The organism is Streptomyces sp. NPDC048288 (assembly GCF_043201555.1).
GTDB lineage: Bacteria > Actinomycetota > Actinomycetes > Streptomycetales > Streptomycetaceae > Streptomyces.
The window spans coordinates 1-25,559 of sequence record NZ_JBICZD010000005.1; the positions used below are offsets into that span (position 1 = coordinate 1).

Here is a 25,559-nt window from a genome sequence, read left to right on the forward strand (position 1 = left end):
CACGTCGTCACGGTCGACGGTCAGGTCATCGGCGAAGTGCCGGTCGCCAGTGGCGTCGGGCACGTACTTCACAGTGACAACGATCCTCAGGCTCAAGGTTCCTTCTCCTCAACGGTGTTGGGCGGGTCGGGCGGGTATCACTGGCCGCTGCGCCGCAGCCGCACGCGGTACGAGTAGTGCTCGGGCAGGAAGTGGCTGATGGCGAGTTCGACGGCCTGCCCGGCGACGGTCTGGTAGACGCGGTCGACGCGCAGCAGGGCGCGCCCCGGTTCGCAGCCCAGGTGCCGGGCGATGTCCGGGGTGGCCTCGGCGACGGTGATGCTCTGTTCCGCCTCGCCGATCGGTTCCGGCAGCCGCTGGTCGAGCAGGCCGATGACGGTGAACGCGTTGGGTGTGCCCGGCAGCGTCAACTCGGTGACCGGCTCCAGGAGTCGGCCGACCGAGGGCGGCAGCCAGACCGAGGTGTGGCAGAACGCGACGTCCTCGTGCAGCCGGAGGAACGCCAGCTTGTGCACCCGGTCCGTACGCAGGCCCAGTCGGCCCGCCGCGTCGACGTCGACCCGCCGGTGCAGCGGTGTGACGACGTCCATACGGGTGTCGATGGACAGCCCCATCAGGTCGTCCACCGAACCGAACTGCCGTAGGTACTGCTCCTCCCGTGGCGTGGCGAAGGTCCCGCGCCCCGGCACCCGGTACACCAGTCCCTCCGTGACCAGGTCCTGGAACGCCCGCCGCACCGTCTGCCGGCTCACTCCGTACGTCCCGGCGAGCTCGGCCTCGGTCGGCAGCCGCACCCCGTCCGGGTAGTCGTGCCGCAGCACGGCGGCCCGCAGCTCCCGCGCGAGCCGGAAGTAGGCGCTCTCGCGCTGCTGTTGCTCAGCCATCGAGACCGCCTCTCGCCACCAACTGAGCGGCGATCACGTTCCGTTGGATCTCGTTGGTGCCCTCGCCGACGATCATCAGCGGCGCGTCACGGAAGTACCGCTCCACATCGAACTCGGTGGAGTAGCCGTAGCCGCCGTGGATGCGTACGGCGTCGAGCGCGATCTCCATGGCCGTCTCGGACGCGAACAGCTTGGCCATGCCCGCCTCCATGTCGACCCGCCGCCCGGCGTCGGCCTCCCGGGCGGCGTGGAGGGTCAGCTGCCGGGCGGCCGTGAGCCTGGTCGCCATGTCGGCGAGGCGGTGGCCGATCGCCTGGTGACGCCAGATGGGCTTGCCGAAGCTCTCGCGCTCCTGCGCGTACCGCAGCGAGTCCTCCAGGGCGGCCCGTGCCACGCCCAACGCCCGTGCGGCGACCTGTAGTCGGCCGGTCTCCAGTCCCTTCATCATCTGGGCGAAGCCTTGTCCCTCCCGGCCGCCCAGCAGCGCGTCGACGGGCGTCCGGTAGTCCTCGAAGGACAACTCGCAGCTCTCCACGCCCTTGTAGCCGAGCTTGGGCAGATCACGCGAGACGACCAGACCCGGGCCGTGCTCGGCCAGCAGGATCGAGATGCCCCGGTGGCGCGGTTCGGCGGTGGGATCGGTCTTGCAGAGCAGCGCGATCAGGCCGGCGCGGCGGGAGTTGGTGATCCAGGTCTTGGATCCGTTCACGACGTACGCGTCGCCCTCGCGGTGTGCGAGGGTCGTGATCGCCTGGAGATCGGAACCGCCGCCCGGTTCCGTGAGCGCCATGGTCGCCCGCATCTTGCCGGTGGCCAGCCGGGGCAGATAGCGGCGCTTCTGCTCCGAGGTGCCGTACAGCAGCAGGAGCTTGGCGACGACCGTGTGCCCGCCCATCGCCCCGGCCAGGCTCATCCAGCCCCGCGCGAGTTCCTCCGTGACCAGGACGAAGCAGGGTGTGGAGACGGGGGTGCCGCCGTACTCCTCCGGGATCGCGAGGCCGTAGACGCCGAGTTCCTTCATCCGGTCGATGAGGTTCATGGGGTACGTGTCGGCGTGTTCCAGTTCCCGGACGACAGGCCTGACGTCCTTGTCGACGAACTCGCGCACGGTGCGCACGACGAGCCGCTCGTCGTCGGGGAGCAGGTCCGGAGCGCTCATCGGAAGGGCCTCCACATCCGTCGTGGGGGCCGGGTTCTCCGCGCGGCCGACTGGTCCACTGTTCAGATTTGTACGGCCAAATCTCCGGCCATGTCAACGACCCCGGTGCGGCTACGACCTGTGCCCTTCCGCACTCCCGCGATGTGCCGCGGACCACATCCGCGCCCGGCGTGGGATTTGTACGCAGCAATCCGGGGCCCTCGAAGCGGCCGCGCGAGGACGGCCACTCCGAGCGGCCCCGGACGCGAAGGAAGCTTTCTCCAGGCAGCCTTCAGGCCTCGCGGCTCGGATCGCACAGCACCATGACCGCGCGGGCGACGAGTTCGCCCGCCCCGCCGAGTTCCTGGCGGTAGCGGCCCGTGATGCCGCGTACGGTCTCCTCGAAGGCCGGGTCGGCGGCGCGGGCGCGGGCCGGGGCCGGGAGTTCCTGGGCCATCGCGCGGCGACGGGCGAGAAGCGCGATGATCTCGTCGTCGAGGCGCTCGAGCCGGGCCAGTGACAGGTCCGCCGTCGGGCCGGCAGTGCGGTTCGTCGTCACGAGAGATCTCCGTTCTCCAGGGCGGGAACCCGGTCGCGGTTCCCGTCGGCCTTCATCGCAGTAGGTCCTTCATCACTTTGCCCGTGGCGTTGAGCGGCAACTCCTCACGGAACTCGACGGACCGGGGCACCTTGAAACCGGCCATGCGCTCGCGGCTCCAGGCGATCAGCTCCGCCTCGGTCACCGGCCCGTGCCGCACCACGAACGCCTTGCCGACCTGCCCCATCCGCGCGTCCGGCACGCCGATCACCGCGACCTGGGCCACGGCCGGGTGCCGGAGCAGGAAGCCCTCGATCTCCGCCGGGTAGGCGTTGAAGCCGCCGACCAGGAACATGTCCTTCTTGCGGCCCACGATCCTGAGGTACCCCCGGCCGTCCAGGGTGCCGAGGTCGCCGGTGTGCAGCCAGCCGTCCTGGTCCACGGTCTCGGCGGTCGCCGCCGGGTCGTCGAGGTATCCGCGCATCACGCTGTATCCGCGCACCAGCACCTCTCCGTCATGGGCGACGCGGATCTCCACGCCGTCGCAGGGGGTGCCGACGGTGGTCGCGATGTCCTCGAAGGAGTCGCCGGGGCGGGAGGCGGTGACCGTGCCGGCCTCCGAGAGGCCGTACCCCGTCATGATCGAGCGGAAGGGGAGTTCCTCGCTGATCCGGCGGATGAGTTCGACGGGGATGTCGGCCGCGCCGGTGACGGCGCAGCGCAGGGAGGACAGGTCCCGGCCGCCCTTCGCCCGGGCCTCCAGGAGGGAGTGGTAGAGGGTCGGCGGGCCCGGCAGCATCGTCACGCGTTCCCGCTCGACCAGGTCGAGCACCCGCTCCACGTCGAAGACCGGTACGGGCAGGATCGTGGCGCCGCGGATCAGGGAGGCGATACAGCCCGCCTTGTAGCCGAAGATGTGGAAGAACGGATTGACGATCAGGTAGCGGTCGCCCGCGCGCAGGTCGGCGAGGTCGCACCACTCCTCGTACAGGCGCAGCGTCTGGGCGTGGGTCATGAGTACGCCCTTGGGACGGCCCGTCGTCCCCGAGGTGAAGACGATGTCCGCCACGTCGTCACCGTCGACGTGGCGTTCGAGGGGCGAACCGCTCTCCAGGAAGCCGGACTTGAGGTCGATCACCGGCACGCCGGGCGGTCCGGTGAACTCCAGGCCCAGGAAGCCCTGTTGGACCAGTACTGCCTTGGCTCGGCTGCGGACGACGATGTCGTGCGCCTCGGCCGCCTTGAACCGGGTATTGACCGGGACGAGCACCCCGCCGGCGGTCAGCAGCCCGAACGCGGCCACGATCCACTCGGCGGAGTTGGGCGCCCAGATCGCCACCCGGTCGCCCCTGCCGACCCCCAGCGCGGCGAAGGCGCCCGCCGCCACCCGTACCCGCTCGGCGAGTTGGGCGAAGGTGAGGCGCAGCGGTCCGTCCACGACCGCTTCGGCGTCACCGAAGCGGTCGGCCGCGCTCAGCACCATCCGGGGGATGGTCTCCCACCTCACGACAGAAGCCCTCTCCCGCTCACGCCGGGATCAGCCGGGACAGGTTGCCGCCCATGATCTTCGCCTGGTCGGCCGCGTCCAGCCCCTGGATGGCGTCCACGTAGGAGGTCGGCTGGGCCAGGCCCTCCGGATGCGGGTAGTCCGAGCCGAACAGCACCCGGTCGACGCCGATGAGGTCGACCAGTTCGCCCAGGTTCTCCTCGTAGAACGGGCTGACGTGGATGCTGTCCTTGACGGCCTGCACCGGGTCGCCGAGGAACTGCTCCGGCATCTTCTTGTGGACGTCGGCGAGTTGGTCGAGGAGCGGGGCCACCCAGGACGAGCCGTTCTCGATGAGCGCGATCTTCAGCTCGGGGAAGCGGAACAGCGCGCCGTGGCAGACCCAGGAGGCCACCGCGTCCTGGATCGGCCGCCACTCGTTCACCTGGCGGAAGGCGTTCGACTTGAAGGGCAGCATCTCGGCGGAGGTGCCCTCCCAGTCGTTGGCGTACCGGGAGTACCCGCTGTCGGAGGAGTGCATCGCCACCAGCACGCCGGTCTCCACGACCCGCTTCCAGAACGGGTCGAACTCCTCCATCGCGAAGGAGCGCGAGCCACCGTAGCCGGGCACCGGGGCGGGCCGGACGAGAATCGCCCTCGCGCCGCGCTCCACGGCCCAGTTGAGCTCCGCGATCGCCTTCTCCACGATGGGGAGGGTGATCACGGGGGTGGTGAAGATGCGGTCCTTGTAGTTGAAGGACCAGGTCGCGTGCAGCCACTCGTTGAGCGAGTGGATGACGGCGTGGATGAGCTCCGGGTGGTGCCGCATCCGCTCCTCGATGAGGCTCGCCAGCGTCGGGAACATCAGCGTGCGCTGCACCCCGAGTTCGTCGAGCAGCTCCAGGCGCGGGCCGGGTTCCCGGTAGGCGGGGATCGAGCGCATCGGCTCCCCGAAGATCTCCCGGCGGGACTTGCCGTCCGGGTTGCCGATCCGGAAGTACTCCTCCATCGCGCCGGGCCGGGCGACCACCTCGAAGGTGGGGTTCGGGATGTACTCGCTGATCTGGCCCAGGATCGCGATCTTCGTACGGCCGCGGACCTGCACGTACTCGATCGCTCCCGCGTACTGCTTCGGGAGGAACCGGGTCAGCGCCTCCTCGGTCTCGTACAGGTGGTTGTCCGCGTCGAAGAGCGGATACGGCAGCGCACGCGACATGAGACCCTCCTTTGCGATTTGAGAGAATGCTATTCTCTTCAGGTGCCTACGGCAATGTCCTGACGGAGCCGGAACTTCTGCACCTTGCCGCTCGCCGTCCGCGGGAACTCCGCCACCTGGTGCAACTCCTCCGGCCACTTCTGCCGGGCCAGCCCCGCCCGCTCGAAGTGCGCCCGCATCGCGTCGAGGCCGGGCAGCGGGTGTCCGGGCAGCATCCGCAGGAACCCGGCCGCGTGCTCGCCGAGCCGGGCGTCGGGCGCGGCGACCACGGCGGCCTCCGCGACCCCGGGCATCGTGAGGAGGACCTCCTCGACCTCCAGCGCGCTGATGTTCTCGCCGCCCCGGATGATCAGGTCCGCCTTGCGGCCGGTGATCGTGAGATACCCGTCCTCGTCCAGCTCGCCGAGGTCGCCGGTGCGGTACCAGCCCTCCTCGTCGAACGCCCGCGCCGTCAGGGCCGGATCGGTGTAGCCGAGGCACAGGTCCGGGCCCCGGCTGAGGATCTCCCCGTCCTCGGCAAGCCGGATCTCGACACCCGGCAGCGCGGTCCCGTCCGTGAACAACCGTTTGGGCTCGGGGGCGTCGTGCCGGGACGAGGTGATCGAGGGATGCTCGGTGCTGCCGTACGCCCGGAACACCCGGATCCCGAGGCCGGCCAGCCGGGTGGTGACGGCCGCCGGCACGGACGAGCCGCCGAGCCCCGCGTACCGCAGGTACCGCAGGTGCTCGGCGGTGAAGTCGGGGTGGTCGAGGAGGCTGGTGACGTAGTACGGCGCCCCGCCCCCGATGTGGAGTTGGTGATCCCGCATCAGCCGCAGGGCCCCGGCCGGGTCCCAGACGTCGGTGAGGTGCACGGGGGTGCCGTCCAGGACGGGGATCAGGAACGCGTTCACCATGCCGATGAAGTGGCCCACCGGGGCGGCGGTGAGCTGGCGGCCACGGTCCGGCGGATAGCTCGCGGCGAGCTGGCGGGTCTCGTGGCCCAGGGTCCGGTGACTGTGCACGACGCCCTTCGGGTCACGGGTCGTACCGGAGGTGAAGGCGATCAGGGCGGGGGAGGCCGGGTCCGCCGGAAGGGCCTCCGTGAGCGGCTCGTCGCCCAGCAGCGCGTCGAAGTCGCGGCCCACCACGCCGACCACCGGCACGTCCGCGCACAGGTCCGGCCGGAACTCCAGCCGCCCGAACCGCTCGGCGGTGACGAAGACGCGCGGCCGGACGGCGTCCAGGATGTAGCCGACCTCCTTGCGCCCGTAGAAGTGCACGATCGGCACGACCGTCGCCCCGAGGAGCGCCGAGGCCCAGAACACCGCGGCGGCCTCCATCCAGTTGGGCAGCTGGAAGGCCACCGCATCGCCCGGCCCCACGCCCCGCTCCCGCAGCCCGCCCGCCAGCCGCCGCGCGACCGCTTCGACGTCCCGGAAGGTGCCCTCCCAGGGGCGGGCGGCCGAGTGCACCCGGAACTCGGTGTCCGGCGCCGCTGCCAGACCCCGGGTCAGCAGGTCGCCGACCGTCTCCTCGGTCCACCAGCCCTCGGCTGCGTAACGCTCGGTCAACTCGACGGGTATCTCTCGCATCTGCGGCTACCTCCACTGCGACGGGCGGCTCTTCGAGGCGTCGGGCTTGCGGCGCTCAGCGGCGCATACGTTATTCTCGGTAAAGGAGAATGCCAATATCGTCAGAGGGGAATCACGTGATCGACCTCGCGCTGGACGACGGCCTGGCCGTCCTCACGATCGACCGCCCCCAGGCCCGCAACGCCATCTCGCTCGCCACGATGGACGAGCTGGAGAAGGCGCTGGACGCGGCGGCCGGCGCGCGGGCGCTGGTGATCAGGGGAGCGGGGGACCGGGCGTTCGTCTCCGGGGGAGACCTCAAGGAACTCGCCGCGATCCGCACCGAGGAGGACGCGGCGGCCATGGCCTGGCGGATGCGGGGCCTCTGCGACCGCATCGCCGGCTTTCCGGCCCCCGTCGTCGCCGCGCTCAACGGCCATGCGCTGGGCGGCGGGGCCGAGGTCGCCGTCGCCGCCGACATCCGGGTCGCGGCCGACGACATCAGGATCGGCTTCACCCAGGTGACCCTCGCGATCATGCCCGCCTGGGGCGGCGCCGAGCGGCTCGCCGCCCTGGTCGGCCGTGGCCGGGCCCTGCTGCTCGCGGGCACCGGCGCCGTCCTCGACGCCACCGAGGCGGAGCGGGTCGGCCTGGTGGACCGGGTGGTGCCGCGCGCCTCCTTCGAGACGGAATGGCGTTCCGTGGCGCGTGCCCTCGCCAACGGACCCGGCGCGGAGATCAAACACGTGCTGGACGACGGCACTTCGGCGGACGACGCGGTGCGCGCCTTCGCCCGGCTGTGGGCCGCGGACGCGCACTGGGAGGCCGCGGACCGGGCGCTGAACCGCCGGAAGTGACCTGCCCGGCCCGGCCTCGGGCGTGCCCGGCCCGGCTTCGGACGTGCCCGGCCCGGCCTCGGGCGTCTCGTCACGGCGCCATCATCGACGCGGTGACGAGACGCGCGCGACGGTACGGACACGCCGAATGCGTCACATGCCGCACGTCCCCACCCGGGGTTCAGGTGTTGCGGCCCCCGTTCACCCCGATCACCTGCCCGGTGATGTACCCGGCCTCCTCGGACACCAGGAACGAGCACGCGGCGGCGATGTCCTCCGGGCGCCCCGGTCGCCGTACCGGGGTCAGCTCCGCGTGGTGGTCCACGGATCCGCCCAGCAGGCCGCGTTCCTCGGAGGCCCGCAGCATCGGGGTGTCGATGAAGCCGGGCGGGATGGTGTTCACGGTGATGCCGACCGGACCCAGCTCCAGCGCCAGGGACTTGGTGAAGCCGACGAGTCCGGCCTTCGAGGCGACGTAGTGCGCCATGTACGGCTGCCCCGAATGCGTGCTCGACGACGAGATGTTCACGATCCGCCCCCAGCCCGCCTCCTTCATGTCGGGCACGACCGCCTGGCAGAGGTAGAACGGGCCGTTGAGGTTCACGGCCATGATCCGGTCCCAGGTCTCGTCGGTGATCTTCAGGAAGGGACCGAACCCGCTGACGCCCGCGTTGTTGACCAGCACCTGCACCGGCCCGCCCAGCGCGTCCCGGACTCGCTGCACCGCGTCGTTCACCTGCGCCCGGTCGGACACGTCCACGCCCCCGAAGGCGGCCGCCTCGTGCCCCTTCTGCCGTGCCTCCTCGGCGACCTGCTCGGCCGCCTCGGCGTTGAGGTCGAGTACGGCCGTGGCGAAGCCGTCCTCGGCGAGCCGCTGGGCGATGGCGCGGCCGATCCCCGAGCCGCCGCCCGTGACGAGCGCCGTGCGCCGCTCGCTCATACGACCGCCTCCTCGCCGAGCAGGGACGTGCGGTGCATCAGCCGGGAGGAGGTGGGGCCGTAGGGCAGCGCCCGGTGCAGCATCCCGGTGTTGTCCCAGATGACGAGGTCGCCCTGGCGCCAGCGGTGGCGCAGGGTGAACCGGGGCTGGGTCGCCCAGTCGAGGAGCCGGTCCAGCAGTCGGCGGCCCTCGTCCGGCGGCCGGTCGGTCACCTCGCCGGCCGTCGCGCCGATGAGCAGCGACCTGCGGCCGTTGCGCCGGGTCCACACCAGCGGGTGCTCGCGGGCCGGGTTGCGGTCCCAGGCCGCCCGCTCCTTGGGCGACGGGTCTGGTGTCACCAGAAGCTGCGAGGCCGCGAAGCTGTGCACGACGCGCAGGCCGTCCAGTTCCTTCCGCTCCGCCTCCGGCAGCGCCTCGTACGCGGCGAACGTGTTGGCGAACTCGGTGTCGCCGTCGCCGTCCCCCGACACCTGCCGTGCCGTCAGAAGCGTCGCCTTGCCGGGTATTCGCTGGGTCGTGCCGTCGATGTGCCAGAAGAAGGTGGACTCTCGGTAGGCGGCCAGCGGGCTCTTCGCCGGGTCCCGGGTGATCCGCTGGATCTCGCGGTGCGTCGGATGGCCGCCCATCGGCAGCGGGACGACCTCGCCGAGCAGCCGGCCGAACGCGACCAGATCGTCGTCGTCGATGTCGGCCTCGCGGTAGATCACCACCCCGCGCCGCTCCAGCGCGGCCAGACATTCCTCCGCGACGCCCCGGTCGACCAGCCGGTTCCCGGAGAGGCCGGTGATCTCCACACCGGTGGTGGGGGTGAGTTCGGTGACGGTGACGGGCATATGGGTGCGGCCCTTCTTTCGTTGCGGCAAGGTGAGTCCCGATGTGCGAGAGCAAGCTCTCCGCCGTGCTGCTAGGAGCGGTCGAGGGGGCTACGTCACCGCCCCCGCCGCCTTCAGCGCCAGAATCCGTTCCCAGTCCAGCCCCAGCTCCAGCAGGACCTCCTCGGTCTGGGCCGCGAACTCGGGGGCAGGGCCCAGCCGGGGCGCGGTGACGTCGAACTGGACCGGGTTCGCGGCGAGTTCGAGCTCCCCGGCGCGCACGAGGTACTCGTTCGCCCGGACCTGCGCGTCCGAACCGACCTGTAGCGAGTCCTGCACGGGCGCCCACGGCCCGGCCAGCGTCGCGAACCGCTCGGTCCACTCGGCGAGCGTGCCCGTGGCGATCACCTCGCGCAGGATCGTGACGGCCTCCGCCGTGTGCGCGGCGATCAGTTCGGCGCTCGCGAACCGCGGATCCGCCGCCAGTTCGGGCCGGCCGATGTGCCGGCACACGTCCGCCCAGAACTTGCCCGGCTGCATCATCACGAATGCCAGACAGCGGTCGTCGGCCGTGCGGTACAGCCCGGACAGCGGGTTGGTGGGGGAGCCGTGCGCCCCGGTGGGCGGCGCGACCATCGGCCGGTCCAGGCGGAGCGACAGGGCGATCCCGTGGCCCAGGGCCCACACCCCGCTGCCCAGCAACGAGACGTCCACGACGGACGGTTCGCCCGTGCGCTCGCGCTTCAGCAGGGCGGCGGCGATGCCCCCGGCGAGGTTCGTGCCCGAGATGGTGTCCCCGTAGGCCGGGCCGGGCGGCGGGATCATGCCGGGCGTGCCGGGCGGTGTGAGGCTGGCCGCCGTACCGGCGCGGGCCCAGAACGCGGTCATGTCGTACCCGCCCTTGTCCGCCTCCCCGCCGCGCGGGCCGAGCGCGCTGCCCCGGGCGTAGACGATCCGCGGGTTGACCTCGCGGATGTCCTCGACGTCGATGCCGAACTTCTGCCGCGCCGACGGCAGGAAGCTGGTCAGGAACACGTCCGCGCGCCGGGCCAGTTCGTACAGCACCTCCCGGCCCTCGGGCCGCGCCATGTCCAGGCCGATGCTGCGCTTGCCCCGGTTGGCGTGCTCGATGTTCGGGTTGGGGTCGCCCTCTATCTTGAACGCGCCGGTCTGCCGCAGTCCGCGCTGCGGATCGCCGTTGACCGCGTGCTCGACCTTGATCACGTCCGCGCCCCAGTCGGCGAGCACGGCCCCGGCGGACGGGACGAACCCGTACATCGCCACTTCCAGGATCCGTATCCCGGCCAGCGGGCCGTCGCCGCTCATCGGGCCTCTTCCCCGCAGGTCCTGCGCTCCATGAACTCCTCCAGACCGTGGACGCGACCACCGGTGGAAACTATGTTCTCGATTTTGAGAACCATACCGGGGAACGGCTGGAAGGGAACCACCCAGGAATCCTGCCACTGCTTCTGTCTCGCCGTGACACAAAGTCGTTACGCGGGACTTCCGGGCATCGTTCGGTGAAAGTATGGTTCTCGCATCCGGAAGGGAGATTCTTGTGATCGGAGTCGTGGGCGCCGGTCGGATGGGCCTGCCCATGGTGCGACGGCTCGCGGAGGCCGGTCACCGGGTGTGTGTGGCCGCCCGGTCGGACGCGGCCCGCGGGGCCCTCACCAGGGAACCCGCACAGCTCGTCCCCGAGGTCGCGGAGGTCGGCGAGGGGGCCGACGCCGTGCTGGTGTGCGTCCGCACCGACGAGCAGGTGCGCGAGGTCTGCCTGGAGAGCGGGCTGCTGGACGCGATGCCGGCCGGCGCCATCCTCGTCGTCCACACCACCGCGAGCCCGCACACCGTCGATGCCGTGGCGCACCTGGCGGCGCCCCGGGGCATCGACGTCGTCGACGCACCGGTCAGCGGCGGACCGCCGGACGTGGCGGCCGGCCGGATCACCCTCTACGTCGGCGGTGCCGGGGACGCGGTCGCCCGGATCCGGCCGGTGCTGCGCGCCTACGGCGACCCGGTGCTGCACGTCGGCCCGCTCGGCGCAGGGCAGCGCGTGAAACTCGTCAACAACACCGTCTTCGCGGCCCAGATCGGACTGCTCGCCCACGCCGCCCGGCTCGGCCGCCAACTGGGCCTCGACGAGCGGCTCCTGCTGGACGCCCTCACCCACGGCAGCGCGTCGAGCCGCGCCCTCGCGGGCGTCGTACGACGCGGATCGGTCGCCGAATTCGCCAGCTCCACGGCCGAGTTCCTCGGCAAGGACCTCGACGTCGTGCACGCGGTCGCCGGTGAACTCGGTGCCGAACTCGGCGCCCTCGCCCCGGCCCTCGACGCGCTGACGGCCGTACTGGCCCCCTCGGGCACCGGCTGACCGGGGCCGGCGCCCGCCGAGCGGAGAACAACCACGGAAGAAAGGACACCGCCCATGGGACGAGTCGAGGGCAAGGTCGCGTTCATCACCGGCGCGGCGCGCGGTCAGGGCCGCAGCCACGCCGTGCGCCTGGCCGAGGAGGGCGCCGACATCATCGCGGTGGACATCTGCCGTGACTTCGAGACGGTCCGCTACCCGATGGCCACCCCCGAGGACCTCAAGGAGACCGTCCGTCTGGTCGAGGAGCAGGGCCGGCGGATCGTCGCCCGCCAGGCGGACGTCCGCGACACCGCCCAGCTGAGCGAGGCGCTTGCGGCGGGCCTGGAGCGGCTCGGCGGTCTGGACATCGTGGTGGCCCAGGCCGGTATCGCCCCGCTGCGCGGCGAACCCAAGATGCAGGCCTGGTGCGACGCCGTCGACGTCGACCTGATCGGCACCATCAACACCATCCAGATCTGCCTGCCGCATCTGCGCGAGGGCGCCTCCGTCATCGCCACCGGCTCGACCGCCGCCCTCATGGACCACGGCATCGTGCAGACCCCGGGCTCCAACCCGGGCGGCGCGGGCTACGCGTTCGCCAAGCGGGCCCTGTCCGAGTACGTCCACGAACTCGCCCGCAACCTCGCCCCGTTGGGGCAGCGCGCCAACGTCCTGCACCCCACCAACGTCGACACGCACATGCTGCAGAACGAGTCGATGTACGAGTCCTTCCGGCCCGACCTCGCCCACCCCACCCGCGAGGACGCCGAACCGTCCTTCGCCGTGCAGCAGGCCATGCCGATTCCGTACGTCGAACCCCGCGACATCAGCAACGCCCTGCTCTTCCTCGCCTCCGACGAGGCCCGCTACATCACCGGCACCCAGCTGCGGGTGGACGCGGGCGGCTACCTCAAGTGGTACGACTGGCGCCGCTGAACCAACCAAAACCCCAGTTCAACAGGGAGATTAGCGTGAAGGTCCGGGTCGATCCGGAGCGCTGCCAGGGCCATACGCTCTGCGCGATGATCGCTCCGAAGGCATTCCAGCTCGACGACATCGACGGCCACTCCTCGGCCGTGAGCGAAGAGGTCCCGGCCGACCAGGAGGAGCAGGTCCGGGAAGCCGCGCACTCCTGCCCCGAACGGGCCATCCAGCTCTCCTGAGCGGGCCGACTTCCCCGAACACAAGGACAAGGACAGAGCCATGAGCGAGGCCGGCACCGACGACGAACGCAAGAAACACCGGGTGCACTTCGACCGGCACACACCCGAGTACCGCACCGAGTTCGCGGAGATCACCCACGAACTGCACGGAAAGTGCCCCATCGCCTGGACCGACACCCACGGCGGCCACTGGGTCGCCAGCGGCAATCGCGAGGTCTTCGAACTGGCCCGGTCCGCCGAGTTCCTCTCCAACGACCACGACGTCAAGGGCGAACGCCGCGGCTACAAGGGCATCACCATCCCCTCGCCGCCGCGCGCCCGCGAAGTGCAGGGCGGGTTCCTGGAGATGGACCCGCCCGAGCAGCGCCACTACCGCCAGACCCTCAACCCCTACCTCTCCCCGGCGGCCGTCGCCCGCTGGATCCCCTTCGTCGACGAGGTCGTCCGCGCCTGCCTCGACGAGCGGATCGAGGAGGGCAGCATCGACTTCGTCGACGACCTCGCCAACATCGTCCCGGCCGTCCTCACCCTCGCGATGATGGGCATCCCGCTGGCGGACTGGACGGTCTACAACGAACCCGCCCACGCCTCCGTCTACACCCCGCCCGACTCCCCGGACATGCCACGCGTGGCGGAGATGAGCCGGAACATGGGCATGGCGCTGTACACGTCCATCCTGGACGTCCGGCAGCACCCCCGGCCCGGCCTGATCGACGCCCTCGTCCGCGCGGACATCAACGGCAGCTCCCCGCCCGACGAGGAACTGGTCGGCGTCCTCGCCCTGCTCATCGGCGGCGGCTTCGACACCACGACCGCGCTCACCGCGCACGCGCTGGAGTGGCTGTCCGAGCATCCCGCTGAGCGGGACCGGCTCAGCCGCGAGCGGGCAACCCTGCTGGACTCGGCGACCGAGGAGTTCCTGCGCTACTTCGCCCCGGCCCCGGGCGACGGCCGTACGATCTCCGCCGACTGCGAGATCGCCGGCCAGCGCTTCGAGGAGGGTGAACGCCTGTGGCTGTCCTGGGCGATGGCCAATCGCGACCCCGCCGTCTTCGCCGACCCCGACCGGGTCCACCTGGACCGCAAGGGCAACCGGCACAGCAGCTTCGGCCTCGGCATCCACCGCTGCATCGGCTCCAACGTCGCCCGTACGGTGTTCAAGCGGATGGCGACGGCCGTACTCGACCGGATGCCGGACTACCGCTGCGACCCCGACGGCACCGTCCACTACGAGACGATCGGCATCATCCAGGGCATGCGCCGCCTCCCGGCGACCTTCACCCCCGGCAAGCGCCTCGGCCCCTCCCTCGACGAGACACTGGCGCAGCTCCAGCGGCTCTGCGACGAACAACGCCTCGCCGAACCGGTGACCGTACGCCCGGACCGGGCGGCCAGGACCGCGGACTGAAGGGGAGCCACCCAGTGACCGCATCCTCGGGACGCCCCCTTCCCCACCTCACCGACCAGAACGCGTTCTTCTGGACCTCGGGGGCGGACGGCCGGCTGCGGATCCAGGAGTGCGCCTCCTGCACCGCCCTGATCCACCCGCCCCAGCCCGTCTGCCGGTACTGCCACGCACAGGAGATGGGCGTCCGGACCGTCTCCGGCCGCGCCACCCTCATCGGCTTCACCGTCAGCCACCGCTTCACCCTCCCCGGCCTGCCGTCGCCGTACGTCGTCGCCCAGGTCGCGCTCGAGGAGGACCCCCGGATCCGGCTCACCACCAACGCCGTCGAGTGCGACCCCGCCGAACTCGCCCTCGGCATGCGGATGGAGGCCGTCTTCGAGCAGGCCGGGGACGAGGTGTGGCTGCCGCTCTTCCGGCCGGCCGCGGAGCAGGGGGAACCCGGGCCGCTGCCCACGGACGAGACCGATCCGGGCTCGGTGGTATGTCACATACGACCCATGCGGTCCCCGGACAAGTTCGAGGACAAGGTCGCCCTCACCGGCATCGGCGCCTCCCCGCTCGGCCGCCGGCTGATGGTCCCCCCACTCTCCCTCACCGTCCAGGCCTGCCAGGCCGCGATCGCCGACGCGGGCCTCACCCTCGACGACATCGACGGCCTCGCCACCTACCCCGGCGCCGGACCCTACGGCGGCTTCGCCGAAGGCGGCGTCACCGCACTGGAGTCCGCCCTCGGCATCCGCCCCACCTGGCACCACGGCGGCGGCGAGACCTTCGGCCCCGGCGGCTCCCTGATCTCCGCGATGCTCGCGATCGCCGGCGGCCTGGCCCGGCACGTGCTCTGCTTCCGCACCCTCTGGGAGGCCAGCTACGCCCAACTCCTCAGACAGGGCCGGATCCCGCAGCCCGGCGGCGCCGACCCCGGCTGGCTCAGGCCCTTCGGCGCCACCTCCGCCGCGCACACCCTCGCCCAGAACGCCCAACGCCACATGCACCGTTACGGCACCACCCGCGAGACCCTCGGCTGGATCGCCCTCAACCAGCGCGCCAACGCCGCCCTCAACCCCACCGCCATCTACCGCGACCCGATGACGATGGACGACTACCTCCAGGCCCGCCCCATCACCACCCCCTTCGGCCTCTACGACTGCGACGTCCCCTGCGACGGAGCCGTGGCCGTCGTCGTCTCCGCCGTCGACACCGCACCCGACCTCGCCAGACCGCCCGTCCGCGTCGAGGCCGTCGGCACCCAGATCACCGAACGCCTGGAGTGGGACCAGAGCACGCTCACCCACGAACCCCAGACCCTCGGCCAGTCCGCCCACCTGTGGACCCGCACCGACCTGCGCCCCGCCGACGTCGACGTGGCCGAACTGTACGACGGCTTCACCTTCAACTGCCTCTCCTGGATAGAGGCGTTGGGGTTCTGCGGCATCGGCGAGGCCAAGGACTTCCTGGACGGCGGCAAGAACATCGCCCGCGACGGCGTCCTGCCCCTCAACACCCACGGCGGCCAGCTCTCCCACGGCCGCACCCACGGCCTGGGCCTCGTCCACGAGGCGGTCGTCCAGCTGCGCGGCGACGGCGGCGCACGCCAAGTCCCCGGCGCCCGGGTGGCGGTGGTCAGCTCCGGCGGCCTGACGCCCAGCGGGGTCCTGCTGCTCAGGACGGACACGTGACCGACGACAATCACCCGGACGTGGTGCCCGGCACCGTGGACGTCGACGGCATCTCCCTGTCGTACCGGGCGAGTTGGGTACGGCAGCCCCGGGCCGTCGTCCTCGCCCTGCACGGCGGCGGCACCGACTCGGCCTACTTCGACTGCCCGGGCCACCCGAGGCTCTCCCTCCTGCGCACCGGCGCCGCCCTCGGCTTCACCGTCGTCGCCCTCGACCGGCCCGGCTACGGCGCCTCCCTGCCGCACGCCCCCCGGCTCACCGACCCGGCCCGCCGCGTCGACCTCGCCCACACCGCCCTGGACCACCTGCTCGCCGCCCGCCCGGCCGGCACGGGCGTGTTCCTCGCGGCCCACTCCGCGGGCAGCGAACTCGCGGTGCGGATGGCCGCCGACGAACGCGGACGGCACCTGCTCGGCCTGGAGATCGCGGGCACCGGACGCCACCACCACCCCCGCTCGGTCGGCTTCCTCGAACAGGGCGACGAGCACCTGCGCCGAGCCCGCGCCCGGCTGCGGGAAGCACTCTGGGGCACGGGCCACCTCTACCCGCCGGACGTCGTCGGCGGCGCCGGCATCGCGGCCGCCTCACCCGCGTACGAGTCCGCCGCCCGCGGCTGGCGCTACGAGTTCCCCGAACTGGCCGCACGCGTACGCGTCCCCGTCCACTTCACCCTCGGCGAGCACGAGGAGGTGTGGAGCTCCGGCCCCGCCGCCCTCGCCGACATCGCCGGCCTCTTCACGGCAGCACCCCGCGTACGCGTCGACGAACAGCCCGACGCCGGGCACAATCTGAGCCTCGGTCACTCGGCCCGGGCCTACCACCTGAGAGTGCTGTCGTTCGCCGAGGAATGCGCGGTGACCCGGGAGGCGGGCCTCGCCGCACCCCCACGACAAGGGAGAGCGGGATGAACCACACCGATGCCGTCGCACTGCTGCTGCGCATGGTCCTGGGCGTCGTCATGATCGCGCACGGCCTCAACCACTGGCGCGGCGGCGGCCGCATCGCGGGCACCGCCCGCTGGTTCACCGGCCTGGGCCTCACCCACGGCACCCTCCAGGCCTGGCTGAGCGTCGCCACCGAGGCGGGCGCCGGGCTCCTCCTGCTGGCCGGCTTCCTCACCCCGCTCGCCTGCGCGGCCGTCATCTCGGTGATGCTGGTGGCGGGCCTGCTCGCACACCGGCCCAACGGCTTCTTCGTCTTCAAAGAGGGCTACGAGTACGTCCTCACCCTTGCCGTGGTCGCCCTGGCCCTGGCCGCGCTGGGCCCTGGCAGCGCCTCCCTGGACGACGCGGCCGGCCTCGACCGGGACGGCTGGACGGGCGCGGGCATCGCCCTCGGAGTGGCCGTGCTCGCCACCGCCGGACTCCTCGCCACCTTCTGGCGCCCCCGGCCCGCGCCGGAACCGGCGCCCGCCCCCGCACCCGTTGAGCAGGAGGCCGGCTGATGCGCGTCGGATTCATCGGACTGGGCAGTCAGGGCGCCCCGATGGCGCGCCGGATCGTCGACGCCGGACACGAGACGACTCTCTGGGCCCGCCGCCCCGCCACCCTCCTCCCCTTCGCGGACACCCCGGCCAAGCGCGCCGCCTCCCCGGCCGACCTGGCCGCGGCCAGTGACCTGGTCTGCGTCTGCGTCGTCGACGACGCGGACGTCGAGGAGGTCCTCACCGGCGAGCACGGCGTCCTCGCCGGACTGCGCAGGGGCGGGGTGGTCGCCGTGCACAGCACCGTCCACCCCGACACCTGCCGCCGCCTCGCCGACCGCGCCCGCACCCACGGCGTCACGCTGATCGACGCCCCGGTGAGCGGCGGTGGCCCGGCGGCGGCCGAGGGACGACTGGTGGTGATGGCGGGCGGCGAGCCCGGCACGGTCGCCTACTGCCGCCCGGTGTTCGCGACCTACGCCGACCCGGTCGTCCACATGGGCCCGCTGGGCACCGGCCAACTGGCGAAACTCCTCAACAACGTGCTCTTCACCGCCAACCTGGGCACCGCCGCCGACACCCTCGCCCTCGGCCGGGACCTGGCGATCGACCCGGCCGCCCTCGCCCGGGTCCTCGCCCACGGCAGCGCGGGCGGCTTCGCCCTCGACCGGGTCGCCGCGGCCGGCGGCACCCTGGACCGGTTCGCCGGCCACGCCGGGCCGCTGCTCCGCAAGGACGTCCGCCTGCTCACCGACGTCACCCAGACCGCCGGCGCCGAACCGGACATCGTCCTCACGGCCGCCGGTGCCGCCCTCGCCCGCATGAACGGACAACAGGCGACGGACAACGGCCGACGGCCGGTTCAGGACCGGCGGTAGCAGATCCGCCCCCCGATGAGCGTCAGCCGTACCAGGTCCGCCGACGGATCCGACAGGGCCTCGGTCGCCGGAACGGCCAGCAGGACGAGATCGGCGGGCACGCCCGGCACCAGGTGCGGCGGGCGCCCGCCGGGGGAGTGGGGCGGTGCGAGGTACGCCGCCAACGCCTCGGCCGCGGTGAGGCGTTCGGCGGGGTTCGCGGTCCGCCCGCCGGGGACCCGGCGCGTGGTGGCCGCCCGGATCACGGACCACGGGTCGAGCGGCCCGTAGGGGGCGTCGCTCGACAGCGCCACCGGAACACCGGCGCGCAGGAACGAGGCACAGCGGTACAGGTCGGCGTGCTCGTGGGGCGGGGTGCCGTCGAGGAAGGCGTCGCCGCGGTCGGCGAGGAAGCCGGGCTGGGTGACCACGCTCAGCCCGAGGCGTCGTACGACGGGCACGGCTTCCGCCGGAACCACGGCCGCGTGCTCGATACGGTCGCCGGGCAGCACCCCGGCCGCTTCCAGGGCGGCGAGGAGCAGGGCGAGGGAGACGGCCGTGACCGTGTGCACGGCGACGGGACGGCCCCGCCGGTGCGCGGCACCTATCTCCTCGACCAGCGCGGTGAAGTCCGGCAGCCCCGAGTCCGCGAGGACGATCTTCCAGGGGCCGGGCTCCGGGCGGGCCGTCGGCGGAGTTGCGAGGGGCGCCCCGAGCAGCAGTAGCCGTTGGGGCAGGCGCCCGCTGCACGCTTCCTCGGTGAGCCTGCCGACGGAGTCGGGGGTCAGGCGCGGCGTCGCGTCGGTGACGGCCGTGATGCCGTAGCCGGCGAGTCGGCGGCCCACCTCCGCCAGGGACGGCGCGGGAGCCTCGGGCAGTCGTGCGCGTAGCCAGTCGTCGGCCCGCCACAACCGCCCCGTCGGCCGTCCGGCGGCGTCGCGTTCGATGCCGGGGTGGCGTCCGTGTGCCAGGCCGGTTCGTTCGCCGGCAAGGGAGTTGAGCACCCACAGCGCACCGCTGCGGTGCTGCACCCGCACCGGGACGTCCGCCCGCAGTGCGTCGAGCCCGGTGGCGTCCAACGACCCGGCGACCCGTTCGTCGTAGCCGATGCCCCGGACCCAGCCGTGCCGGTCCGGAACGGCCCGGTGCAGCGCGGCCCGCAGCGCCGGGCGGTCGCGGACGTCCGGGGGACCGCACTGTACAGACGAGACCGCCGCAGCCAGCGCGAACAGGTGCAGGTGATGGTCGGTCAGGCCGGGCAGCAGGGCACCGCCCGCCGCGTCGACCTCCTCCTCGTCGGGAGCCCGCACCAGCCCCGCGCCGACCTCCGCGACCACACTGCCCCGGACCCGCACGGAGCAGCGCCGCCCGTCGACCTCCGCGTCCCGGATCAGCAGCCCGCTCACGGCACCCGGATCCCCAGCTCGCGCAGCACGTCGGCGGTGTCGGCGCCGCTCGCCGGGGCGGCGGCGGCCGGACGGCGCGGACGCGGCGCGGACAGCGGAAACGTCGTGCCCCCGGTGTCCACCAGCCAGCCGCCACCGTGTTCGACGACTCGCGCCTCGCCCGGGCCCGACACGGACAGACAGGCGGTCACCACGTCCGCCATCGACACCTCCCGCACCGCGCCGCCGCCCCCCGGCTGTTCGGACAGGGCGAGCGCGGCGGCGAGCAGACCGGTGAGCGGGTCGGCCACGGCGTCACCGGCGAACACGGGCAGCCCGTCCGCGTCCGTGCCGAGGAGTCCGCGGGCGGCGGCCACGTCGTCGCCGAAGCCGACCCGGCCCGCGGCCCGCCCGTACGCCGTGATCGAGATCCAGGTGCAGCCCCGGGCCGCCTCCGCCTCGGCGTCGAGCCCGAACCCCGCCAGAGCCCGGGGCCGGGAGGCCTCGACGACCACGTCCGCGCGGCCCACCAGCTCGTGCAGGGCGGTACGGCCACGCGCGTCCGCCGGGTCGAGGACGACGGAGGCGTGCCCCGCGTGCAGCAGGTCGTAGAAGGCGGGATCTCCGAAGCGGGCTCCGTCCGGGCGGGACGGGGTCTCCACCTTGACCACCCTGGCCCCCGCCGTACCCAGCAGATGCGCGCACAGCGGGCCCGCCCACAGCGCGCTGAAGTCGACCACCAGCAGCCCCGCCCCGGCGCGCGGTGTGCCGGGCAGCGGGCAGGCGCGGTCGGGACGGGACCGGGGCCGGACCGCACCGCCCGCGAGGCCGAGGAGGGCCACCCGCTCGTCCAGGTCGGCGCCGTCGTGGGCGGCGAGCCAGTCGGCCAGCTGTCCCGGCAGCGCTCCGGCATCGAGGTCCCGGCCGATCAGTGCGCTCCACAGCAGGGGGTCGTCCGGACGCGCGTCGGACACGGCGGCCCAGCCGTCTCGGGTGGGCCGCAGTCGGCAACTGCCGCCCACAGACAGCCGTCCGCGTCGGCCGCGCCCACTGAGCGCGGCGCGCTCGGCGAGCAGCCGGGCCCCGTCGACCCGCGCCCCACCGGCGGCGGCGATACGGTCGGACAGCCAGGAGGCGAAGGTGGCCGCGGCACCGGGAGGCAGCAGCGGGGGCCCGTCGGGGTGGCCGGTCAGGAGGGGGACACCGCTGCGGGCCCAGTCCTCCGCCACGAGGGCGGGGCTGGTGCGGGCATCGGGCCAGGGACGCGCGGACCGCGTCGCGTCGGACCCGGTCGTAGCACCAGTTGCCCCGTCGGCCATGCGGGGATGGTAGATCAGAGAGGTGCCTGCGACCACAGCGATCTCGCTCACCGAACTGGCGGCCGGGGCGGCCGACGCCGACCTGCTGGACGCGCGCGCCGAGCCGTCCCGGCCGTTGACGGTCGTCGACCTGGACCCGGCGATCGCGCCCACTGCCGCCGATCTGGAACGGGCCGTCCGCCGGGCCCGGGACAGCGACCGGCTGCTCGTCGGACGCACCGGCCGAGCGGAACCCGCCTGTCCGGACGCCCTGTTGAGCGCGTTGGACCTGACCCTGGTACGGGCTCCCCGGGACCGGCTCCACGCCACGGACACCGCCGGGCACTCGGCCACGGTCGCTGTCACGGACCCGGCGGCAGAGGCGGAGTTCCTGCGCGCGCGGGCGGCGGAACAACCGCAGGCGGCCCTGGTGCTGCGCCAAGTCCTCGCCATGACCGGGCAGTTGCCGGTGAGGCAGGCTCTCGATCTGGAGTCGCTGGCGTACTCGACATTGCTCGGCGGTGGCGGGTTCGCCGGATGGCTCGCGGCGCGCGGGCCACGGCCCGGGCCGCCGCCCGCGACACACGACCCCGTGACGGCACGCCGCGAGGGCGACCTCCTGCGGATCACGCTCGACCGGCCCGAGCGGCGCAACGCGCACGGCGCGGAACTACGGGACGCCCTAGTCGCGGCCCTCGACATCGCCGTCTGGGACGACACCGTGCGCGAGGTGCTGCTGGACGGCAACGGTCCCTGCTTCAGCTCCGGCGGCGACCTGGACGAGTTCGGCACCGCCGTGGACCTGGCGGCCGCGCACCTGATCCGCACCCGGGCCGGGGCGGCGGCCCGCCTGCACGCCCTCGGCGACCGGCTCACCGCACGGATCCACGGGACCTGCGTCGGCGCGGGCATCGAACTCCCGTCCTTCGCCGCCCGGGTCGTGGCCGCCCCCGGCACCACCGTACGGCTGCCCGAACTGGCCATGGGCCTGATCCCCGGCGCCGGCGGCACGGTCGGCATCCCGCGCCGGATCGGCCGCTGGCGCACCCTGTACCTGGTCCTCGACGGCCGGGCCGTCCCTGCCGAACGCGCCCTGGCCTGGGGGCTGGTGGACCGGATCGAGGAGTGAGACGGGGGAGAGCGGCACCGGGGGTGGCGTCAGCCGAGGCAGATGACCAGCAGGCAGAGCTGCGAGGGGGAGGTCGCGGCCGGTGAGGGACTCGCCGCCGGTGTCTGTGTGCTGCCCGTGGCGGTAGCGGTGGGCGTGGCCGCCGGTTCCGACTGCGTGGCGGTGGTGCCGGAGTCGGACGCCGTGGCGACGGACTGCGGCGCGGCGGAGGACGTCGCCGTGGGCCGCGCCGAGGCGACGGTGGCCCGACGGGGCGTCGGCGTGGCGTGGGGGACACCCGCGGTCTGCTCGTGCGGTGCGTTCGCCGTGGTCGCCCGGGCGGACGGCGTGCCCTCCGGGGCCCGGTGCCGGCCGGTCGGTGTCGACGCGGTGGCGGTGGAATCCGTGGCCTGCTCGCCCGTGACTCCCATGGGCTGGTTGTCCGGAGCCGCGGCCGCCTGGGCCCGGTCCGCGGTGTGCCGGTTGAGGGAGGCGACGGTCAGACCGCCGCCGACCAGGGCGACCGCGGTGGCCACCACGGCCCGCCGCTGGTTCTTCTTCCAGCGGGCCCGCTGCCGCCGCCGCGCCGCCCGGCCGACCGGCGCGGGCGGGGCGGAGTCCGGACCGCCGTACGGGTCCTCGGCGGCCTCTTCGACGGTCTCCCGGGCGTACGGGTCGTACGGGTCCGGCTCCGGGTCCTGCCAGGCGTTGTCGGCCGGGGTCCGCCAGACCGTCGTACCGGTACCACGCGGTGCGACGTCCGGGGCGTAGGCGCCGCATCCGGGGCACGCCAGGGCGCCGTTGAGGTGCCGGCGGCACGAGGAGCAGTAGTCCATCCGCGGTCTTCCTGACTCGACTGCGCCAGCGGCCTCATGAGCCGTGGCCTGATCTCGTTCGTACGTGGTATCGAACGGCCAGAACGGTAGCGAGCCTTTGGCCAGGCAGTGTGCAGCCTGTGTGTCGCTTCTGCACAGATGCCGTCGTGGATACCTTCGTCGACGCACCGGTCCGGGCCGGTGCCGTTGCTCCGGTTCTCCTGCGGATCACGCCGATACCATTGCGGGAACTGCGAGTTGGGGGTGTGTCCCGGGTGGAAGCGTTGATGGGCATGGTGCTCTCGGCCGTCGGCACGGTCGCCTCGGGTGCTTTGTCCGGAGCGGGCGGCGAGGCGGGCAGACGGACCTCCGAGCGGCTGTACGACCTGCTCAGCCGCGGCCGTGCCACGGGAGGCGGGGCCGGCTCACCCGCGCTGCCGGTCACCGAGGCCGAGCGGACGGCCGCCGCCGCAACGCTCCTCGACCTCGCCCGCAGTTCACCGGCGTTCGCCCGGGAGGTCACCGAGTGGGCGAGGGAGGCCTCGTTGCTCGCGCCGCGCACCGTACCGGCCGTGGCGCACGGCGCCTCCCGTCCGCAGATGCTGCCGCCGGCGACGGCGGCGTTCACCGACCGCGCGGACGTGCTCGCGTGGATCGGGGCGTTGCTGGAGGAGGAGGCCGCCGCCCCGGGCGCGCCGACGATCGCCGTGCTCACCGGGCCGGGCGGCATGGGCAAGACCGCCACCGCCGTCCGCTGCGCGCTCGAACTGCTGGATCGGTTTCCCGACGGCGTCCTCTTCGCCGACCTGGAAGGCGCCTCGGCCGGCACGGCCCTCCCGCCCTCGGACGTACTCGGCCGCTTCCTGGAGCGGCTCGGGGTGCCGCCCGCCATGGTGCCCGGCGACGAGGCACGGCAGCGGGACCTCTACCGGGACTGCACCGCGGACCGGCGGATGATCGTCGTACTGGACAACGCCCATGACGACGCCCAGGTCATCCCCCTGCTCCCGGCCTCGGCCGAGTCGCTGGTCCTGGTGACGAGCCGGCATCGCCCGGGGCGGCTCGTTGCCGGTCACGGCGCGCGGCCGTTCGCGTTGGGACCGCTGTCCACCGAGGACTCCGTCACGCTCATCAGGCGCGTCGCCGGCCGCGACCGCCCGGGCGCCCCCGACGCGGTCGTCCGGGCCGTGGCCGAGGGCACCGGGGGCATCCCGCTCGCGGTGTGCACCACCGGTGCGGGACTCGCCGTCCGGGAACATCTCACCTGGGAACGGGTCGCACAGCAGCTGTCCGACCGGGTGACCGGCCGGCCCCCGGGAGGCGCCGTCATGGCAGCACCGGACCCCACCGCCCCGGACGATCCCGTCCGTCTCGTCCAGGACGTCGCCTACGGCGAACTGACCCCGGAATGCCGGGCGTTGTACCGTGCGATCGCGGTGTGGCCCTGGCCGACGGTGACCGTGCCGTGCGCCGCGCGCGCCGCGGAGGTCGGCGAGGACGAGGCACGGGCCCTGCTGGAGCGACTGGCCCGGGCGCACCTGCTGGACGAGGTCGGCGAGGAACGCTACCGGTTCCACGACCTCACCCGGGCCCACGCCCACGGCCTCGCGACCGCAGAGGACGGCCACGGCCGGATGGCGGCCGCCGTCCGCCGGGTGGCGACCGCGCAGCTGCGGTTCGCGGCGGGCGCGGACTTCCGGGTCATGCCGCTGCGCTGGCGGCTCGGCCCCGCCTACCGGGGACTCGTCCTCCCGGAGCACCGGGACCGCGCGGACGGCAAGCAGGCGCTCGCCGCACTGCGCGCGGAGCGGGAGAACCTCGCGGCCGTCGTCCGGGCCGCCGCCCACCACGGATTCGACGACCTCGTGTGGCAGTTGTGCGAGGCCACCTGGGGTCTGCACCTGATGCTCGGCTTCCACGCGCAGTGGATCGACACCCATCTCCTCGGCGTCGAGGCCGCCCGGCGCAGTGCCGAGGAGTTCGGCGACCCGCGTGCCGTGGGCCGTATGTGGACGCAGCTCGCCTTCGGGTACATGGGAGCCGGCCGGGCGGACGACGCCGCCGACGCCCTCGCGAACGCCAGGGCCGCGGACGGGGCCTGCGGGCACCACCGCGGCGAGGCCACCGCCGTCGAGGCCCTGGGGCTGCTCCACCTCAAGCGGTGGGAGTTCGCTGCGGCCCAGCAGAGCTTCGAGGAGGCGCAGGAGATCCTCGGCCGTATCGGCCCGGACGCGGACGGCCGGTCAGACGTGCCGCGCGCCACCGCCCTGCTGGAACACCACATCGGCCGCGCCCTCACCCAACAGCACCGGTTCGCCGCCGCCGTGACCCGGCTGAACGACGCCCTCGCCCGGTTCCGCCGACTGCCCGGCGGCGACTCCTACAACGTGGGACGCGTCTACATGAGCCTGGGCGACGCCCACCTGGAGGCGGGCGACCCGGAGCAGGGCCGGATCTGCCTGGACGAGGCCGTCAGGGCCATGACCGAGGCGGGCGCCGGACTGCAACTCGCCGACGCCCTCGAAGCGCGCGCCCGGTGCCGGCGCCGCCTGGGCCGCCGCGCGGAGGAGGCGGCGGACCTCCGCGCCGCCGCCGTGTGTTACGAGGAGCACGGCGACCGGATCGGCCTCGACCGGGTGCGGCTGCGGCTGGCCGACACGGAGGCGTGAG

Annotated in this window: 23 protein-coding genes and 1 pseudogene; 11 read left to right on the top strand and 13 right to left on the bottom strand. The window is 73.1% G+C overall.

From position 1 onward, the window contains the following. From ACGFZS_RS18810 to ACGFZS_RS18840, 7 genes and pseudogenes are all read right to left on the bottom strand, one after another. Window positions 1–96, bottom strand: a pseudogene (locus ACGFZS_RS18810) (electron transfer flavoprotein subunit beta); the annotation flags it as partial. A 41-nt stretch (window positions 97–137) separates the two neighbouring features. Continuing rightward, complete coding sequence (locus ACGFZS_RS18815; RefSeq protein ID WP_393796035.1) at window positions 138–884, bottom strand: GntR family transcriptional regulator; 747 nt, start codon at window positions 882–884, stop codon at window positions 138–140. Beyond that, on the bottom strand, window positions 877–2,043 hold the full coding sequence (locus ACGFZS_RS18820) for an acyl-CoA dehydrogenase family protein (RefSeq protein WP_393796036.1): 1,167 nt from the start codon (window positions 2,041–2,043) through the stop codon (window positions 877–879). Before ACGFZS_RS18820 ends, ACGFZS_RS18815 begins: the two co-directional genes overlap by 8 nt. A 271-nt stretch (window positions 2,044–2,314) precedes the next feature. Continuing rightward, window positions 2,315–2,581, bottom strand: coding sequence for a hypothetical protein (locus tag ACGFZS_RS18825; protein WP_365690562.1), 267 nt, complete (start codon window positions 2,579–2,581; stop codon window positions 2,315–2,317). A gap of 52 nt (window positions 2,582–2,633) precedes the next feature. Continuing rightward, entirely contained in the window at window positions 2,634–4,067 is a 1,434-nt protein-coding gene (locus tag ACGFZS_RS18830) for a FadD3 family acyl-CoA ligase (protein WP_393796037.1), read from the bottom strand. 19 nt (window positions 4,068–4,086) lie between these two features. Beyond that, entirely contained in the window at window positions 4,087–5,262 is a 1,176-nt protein-coding gene (locus tag ACGFZS_RS18835; protein WP_393796038.1) for an amidohydrolase family protein, read from the bottom strand. A gap of 38 nt (window positions 5,263–5,300) precedes the next feature. After that, the gene (locus ACGFZS_RS18840; RefSeq protein WP_393796039.1) at window positions 5,301–6,836 is read right to left on the bottom strand and encodes an AMP-binding protein; all 1,536 of its coding nucleotides are present in this window, start codon (window positions 6,834–6,836) and stop codon (window positions 5,301–5,303) included. Window positions 6,837–6,952: 116 nt separating this feature from the next. Between ACGFZS_RS18840 and ACGFZS_RS18845 the strand changes: the two genes are divergently transcribed. Next, window positions 6,953–7,672, top strand: coding sequence for an enoyl-CoA hydratase/isomerase family protein (locus ACGFZS_RS18845; RefSeq protein ID WP_393796040.1), 720 nt, complete (start codon window positions 6,953–6,955; stop codon window positions 7,670–7,672). Window positions 7,673–7,832: 160 nt separating this feature from the next. On the opposite strand, the gene ACGFZS_RS18850 is transcribed toward ACGFZS_RS18845, so the two are convergent. The 3 genes from ACGFZS_RS18850 to ACGFZS_RS18860 all read right to left on the bottom strand — a co-directional run bounded on the left by ACGFZS_RS18850 (window position 7,833) and on the right by ACGFZS_RS18860 (window position 10,729). Next, window positions 7,833–8,591, bottom strand: coding sequence for an SDR family NAD(P)-dependent oxidoreductase (locus ACGFZS_RS18850; protein WP_393796041.1), 759 nt, complete (start codon window positions 8,589–8,591; stop codon window positions 7,833–7,835). Beyond that, complete coding sequence (locus ACGFZS_RS18855; protein ID WP_393796042.1) at window positions 8,588–9,424, bottom strand: TauD/TfdA dioxygenase family protein; 837 nt, start codon at window positions 9,422–9,424, stop codon at window positions 8,588–8,590. Before ACGFZS_RS18855 ends, ACGFZS_RS18850 begins: the two co-directional genes overlap by 4 nt. Window positions 9,425–9,514: 90 nt before the next feature. After that, on the bottom strand, window positions 9,515–10,729 hold the full coding sequence (locus ACGFZS_RS18860) for a CaiB/BaiF CoA transferase family protein (RefSeq protein WP_393796043.1): 1,215 nt from the start codon (window positions 10,727–10,729) through the stop codon (window positions 9,515–9,517). Between the two features lie 232 nt (window positions 10,730–10,961). Between ACGFZS_RS18860 and ACGFZS_RS18865 the strand changes: the two genes are divergently transcribed. Genes ACGFZS_RS18865 through ACGFZS_RS18900 form a run of 8 tightly spaced genes read left to right on the top strand, consistent with a single transcriptional unit; the run spans window position 10,962 to window position 18,304 of the window. Beyond that, the gene (locus ACGFZS_RS18865) at window positions 10,962–11,777 is read left to right on the top strand and encodes an NAD(P)-dependent oxidoreductase (protein ID WP_393796044.1); all 816 of its coding nucleotides are present in this window, start codon (window positions 10,962–10,964) and stop codon (window positions 11,775–11,777) included. 54 nt (window positions 11,778–11,831) lie between these two features. Beyond that, window positions 11,832–12,692, top strand: coding sequence for a mycofactocin-coupled SDR family oxidoreductase (locus tag ACGFZS_RS18870; protein ID WP_393796045.1), 861 nt, complete (start codon window positions 11,832–11,834; stop codon window positions 12,690–12,692). A gap of 35 nt (window positions 12,693–12,727) precedes the next feature. Further along, window positions 12,728–12,919, top strand: a complete 192-nt coding sequence (locus tag ACGFZS_RS18875; protein ID WP_362599397.1) for a ferredoxin — start codon at window positions 12,728–12,730, stop codon at window positions 12,917–12,919. A gap of 40 nt (window positions 12,920–12,959) precedes the next feature. Next, window positions 12,960–14,327 (top strand): cytochrome P450, encoded by a 1,368-nt coding sequence (locus ACGFZS_RS18880; protein WP_393796046.1) that lies wholly within the window; start codon window positions 12,960–12,962, stop codon window positions 14,325–14,327. A 14-nt stretch (window positions 14,328–14,341) separates the two neighbouring features. Further along, a complete protein-coding gene (locus ACGFZS_RS18885; protein ID WP_393796047.1) occupies window positions 14,342–16,003 on the top strand; it encodes an OB-fold domain-containing protein in 1,662 nt (553 codons plus the stop codon). After that, window positions 16,000–16,911, top strand: coding sequence for an alpha/beta hydrolase (locus ACGFZS_RS18890; protein WP_393796048.1), 912 nt, complete (start codon window positions 16,000–16,002; stop codon window positions 16,909–16,911). Before ACGFZS_RS18885 ends, ACGFZS_RS18890 begins: the two co-directional genes overlap by 4 nt. Further along, window positions 16,908–17,447 (top strand): DoxX family protein, encoded by a 540-nt coding sequence (locus ACGFZS_RS18895; RefSeq protein WP_393796049.1) that lies wholly within the window; start codon window positions 16,908–16,910, stop codon window positions 17,445–17,447. Before ACGFZS_RS18890 ends, ACGFZS_RS18895 begins: the two co-directional genes overlap by 4 nt. Beyond that, complete coding sequence (locus ACGFZS_RS18900; protein WP_393796050.1) at window positions 17,447–18,304, top strand: NAD(P)-dependent oxidoreductase; 858 nt, start codon at window positions 17,447–17,449, stop codon at window positions 18,302–18,304. Before ACGFZS_RS18895 ends, ACGFZS_RS18900 begins: the two co-directional genes overlap by 1 nt. Here the strand turns inward: ACGFZS_RS18900 and ACGFZS_RS18905 are convergent. Then, window positions 18,289–19,689: an amidohydrolase family protein gene (locus ACGFZS_RS18905; RefSeq protein WP_393796051.1), complete on the bottom strand. Its 1,401-nt coding sequence runs from the start codon at window positions 19,687–19,689 to the stop codon at window positions 18,289–18,291. The genes ACGFZS_RS18900 and ACGFZS_RS18905 overlap by 16 nt on opposite strands. Further along, window positions 19,686–20,987: a CoA transferase gene (locus ACGFZS_RS18910; RefSeq protein ID WP_393796052.1), complete on the bottom strand. Its 1,302-nt coding sequence runs from the start codon at window positions 20,985–20,987 to the stop codon at window positions 19,686–19,688. The genes ACGFZS_RS18905 and ACGFZS_RS18910 overlap by 4 nt, the downstream gene beginning before the upstream one ends. 22 nt (window positions 20,988–21,009) lie before the next feature. On the opposite strand from ACGFZS_RS18910, the gene ACGFZS_RS18915 reads away from it, so the two are divergent. Next, window positions 21,010–22,095 carry an enoyl-CoA hydratase/isomerase family protein gene (locus ACGFZS_RS18915; RefSeq protein ID WP_393796053.1) on the top strand — a complete coding sequence of 362 codons (1,086 nt, stop codon included), beginning with the start codon at window positions 21,010–21,012 and terminating at the stop codon, window positions 22,093–22,095. Between the two features lie 29 nt (window positions 22,096–22,124). Here the strand turns inward: ACGFZS_RS18915 and ACGFZS_RS18920 are convergent, their stop codons facing one another. After that, entirely contained in the window at window positions 22,125–22,910 is a 786-nt protein-coding gene (locus ACGFZS_RS18920) for a hypothetical protein (RefSeq protein WP_393796054.1), read from the bottom strand. Between the two features lie 266 nt (window positions 22,911–23,176). Between ACGFZS_RS18920 and ACGFZS_RS18925 the strand changes: the two genes are divergently transcribed. Then, complete coding sequence (locus ACGFZS_RS18925; RefSeq protein WP_393796055.1) at window positions 23,177–25,558, top strand: tetratricopeptide repeat protein; 2,382 nt, start codon at window positions 23,177–23,179, stop codon at window positions 25,556–25,558. Window position 25,559 lies beyond the last annotated feature (1 nt).

Coding starts and splice junctions, on each gene's coding strand:
- ACGFZS_RS18900 (WP_393796050.1), top strand. CDS start 17,447: ATGCGCGTCGGATTCATCGGACTGGGCAGTCAGGGCGCCCCGATGGCG.
- ACGFZS_RS18920 (WP_393796054.1), bottom strand. CDS start 22,910: ATGGACTACTGCTCCTCGTGCCGCCGGCACCTCAACGGCGCCCTGGCG.
- ACGFZS_RS18895 (WP_393796049.1), top strand. CDS start 16,908: ATGAACCACACCGATGCCGTCGCACTGCTGCTGCGCATGGTCCTGGGC.
- ACGFZS_RS18815 (WP_393796035.1), bottom strand. CDS start 884: ATGGCTGAGCAACAGCAGCGCGAGAGCGCCTACTTCCGGCTCGCGCGG.
- ACGFZS_RS18855 (WP_393796042.1), bottom strand. CDS start 9,424: ATGCCCGTCACCGTCACCGAACTCACCCCCACCACCGGTGTGGAGATC.
- ACGFZS_RS18835 (WP_393796038.1), bottom strand. CDS start 5,262: ATGTCGCGTGCGCTGCCGTATCCGCTCTTCGACGCGGACAACCACCTG.
- ACGFZS_RS18840 (WP_393796039.1), bottom strand. CDS start 6,836: ATGCGAGAGATACCCGTCGAGTTGACCGAGCGTTACGCAGCCGAGGGC.
- ACGFZS_RS18910 (WP_393796052.1), bottom strand. CDS start 20,987: ATGGCCGACGGGGCAACTGGTGCTACGACCGGGTCCGACGCGACGCGG.
- ACGFZS_RS18870 (WP_393796045.1), top strand. CDS start 11,832: ATGGGACGAGTCGAGGGCAAGGTCGCGTTCATCACCGGCGCGGCGCGC.
- ACGFZS_RS18880 (WP_393796046.1), top strand. CDS start 12,960: ATGAGCGAGGCCGGCACCGACGACGAACGCAAGAAACACCGGGTGCAC.
- ACGFZS_RS18820 (WP_393796036.1), bottom strand. CDS start 2,043: ATGAGCGCTCCGGACCTGCTCCCCGACGACGAGCGGCTCGTCGTGCGC.
- ACGFZS_RS18850 (WP_393796041.1), bottom strand. CDS start 8,591: ATGAGCGAGCGGCGCACGGCGCTCGTCACGGGCGGCGGCTCGGGGATC.
- ACGFZS_RS18860 (WP_393796043.1), bottom strand. CDS start 10,729: ATGAGCGGCGACGGCCCGCTGGCCGGGATACGGATCCTGGAAGTGGCG.
- ACGFZS_RS18925 (WP_393796055.1), top strand. CDS start 23,177: ATGGGCATGGTGCTCTCGGCCGTCGGCACGGTCGCCTCGGGTGCTTTG.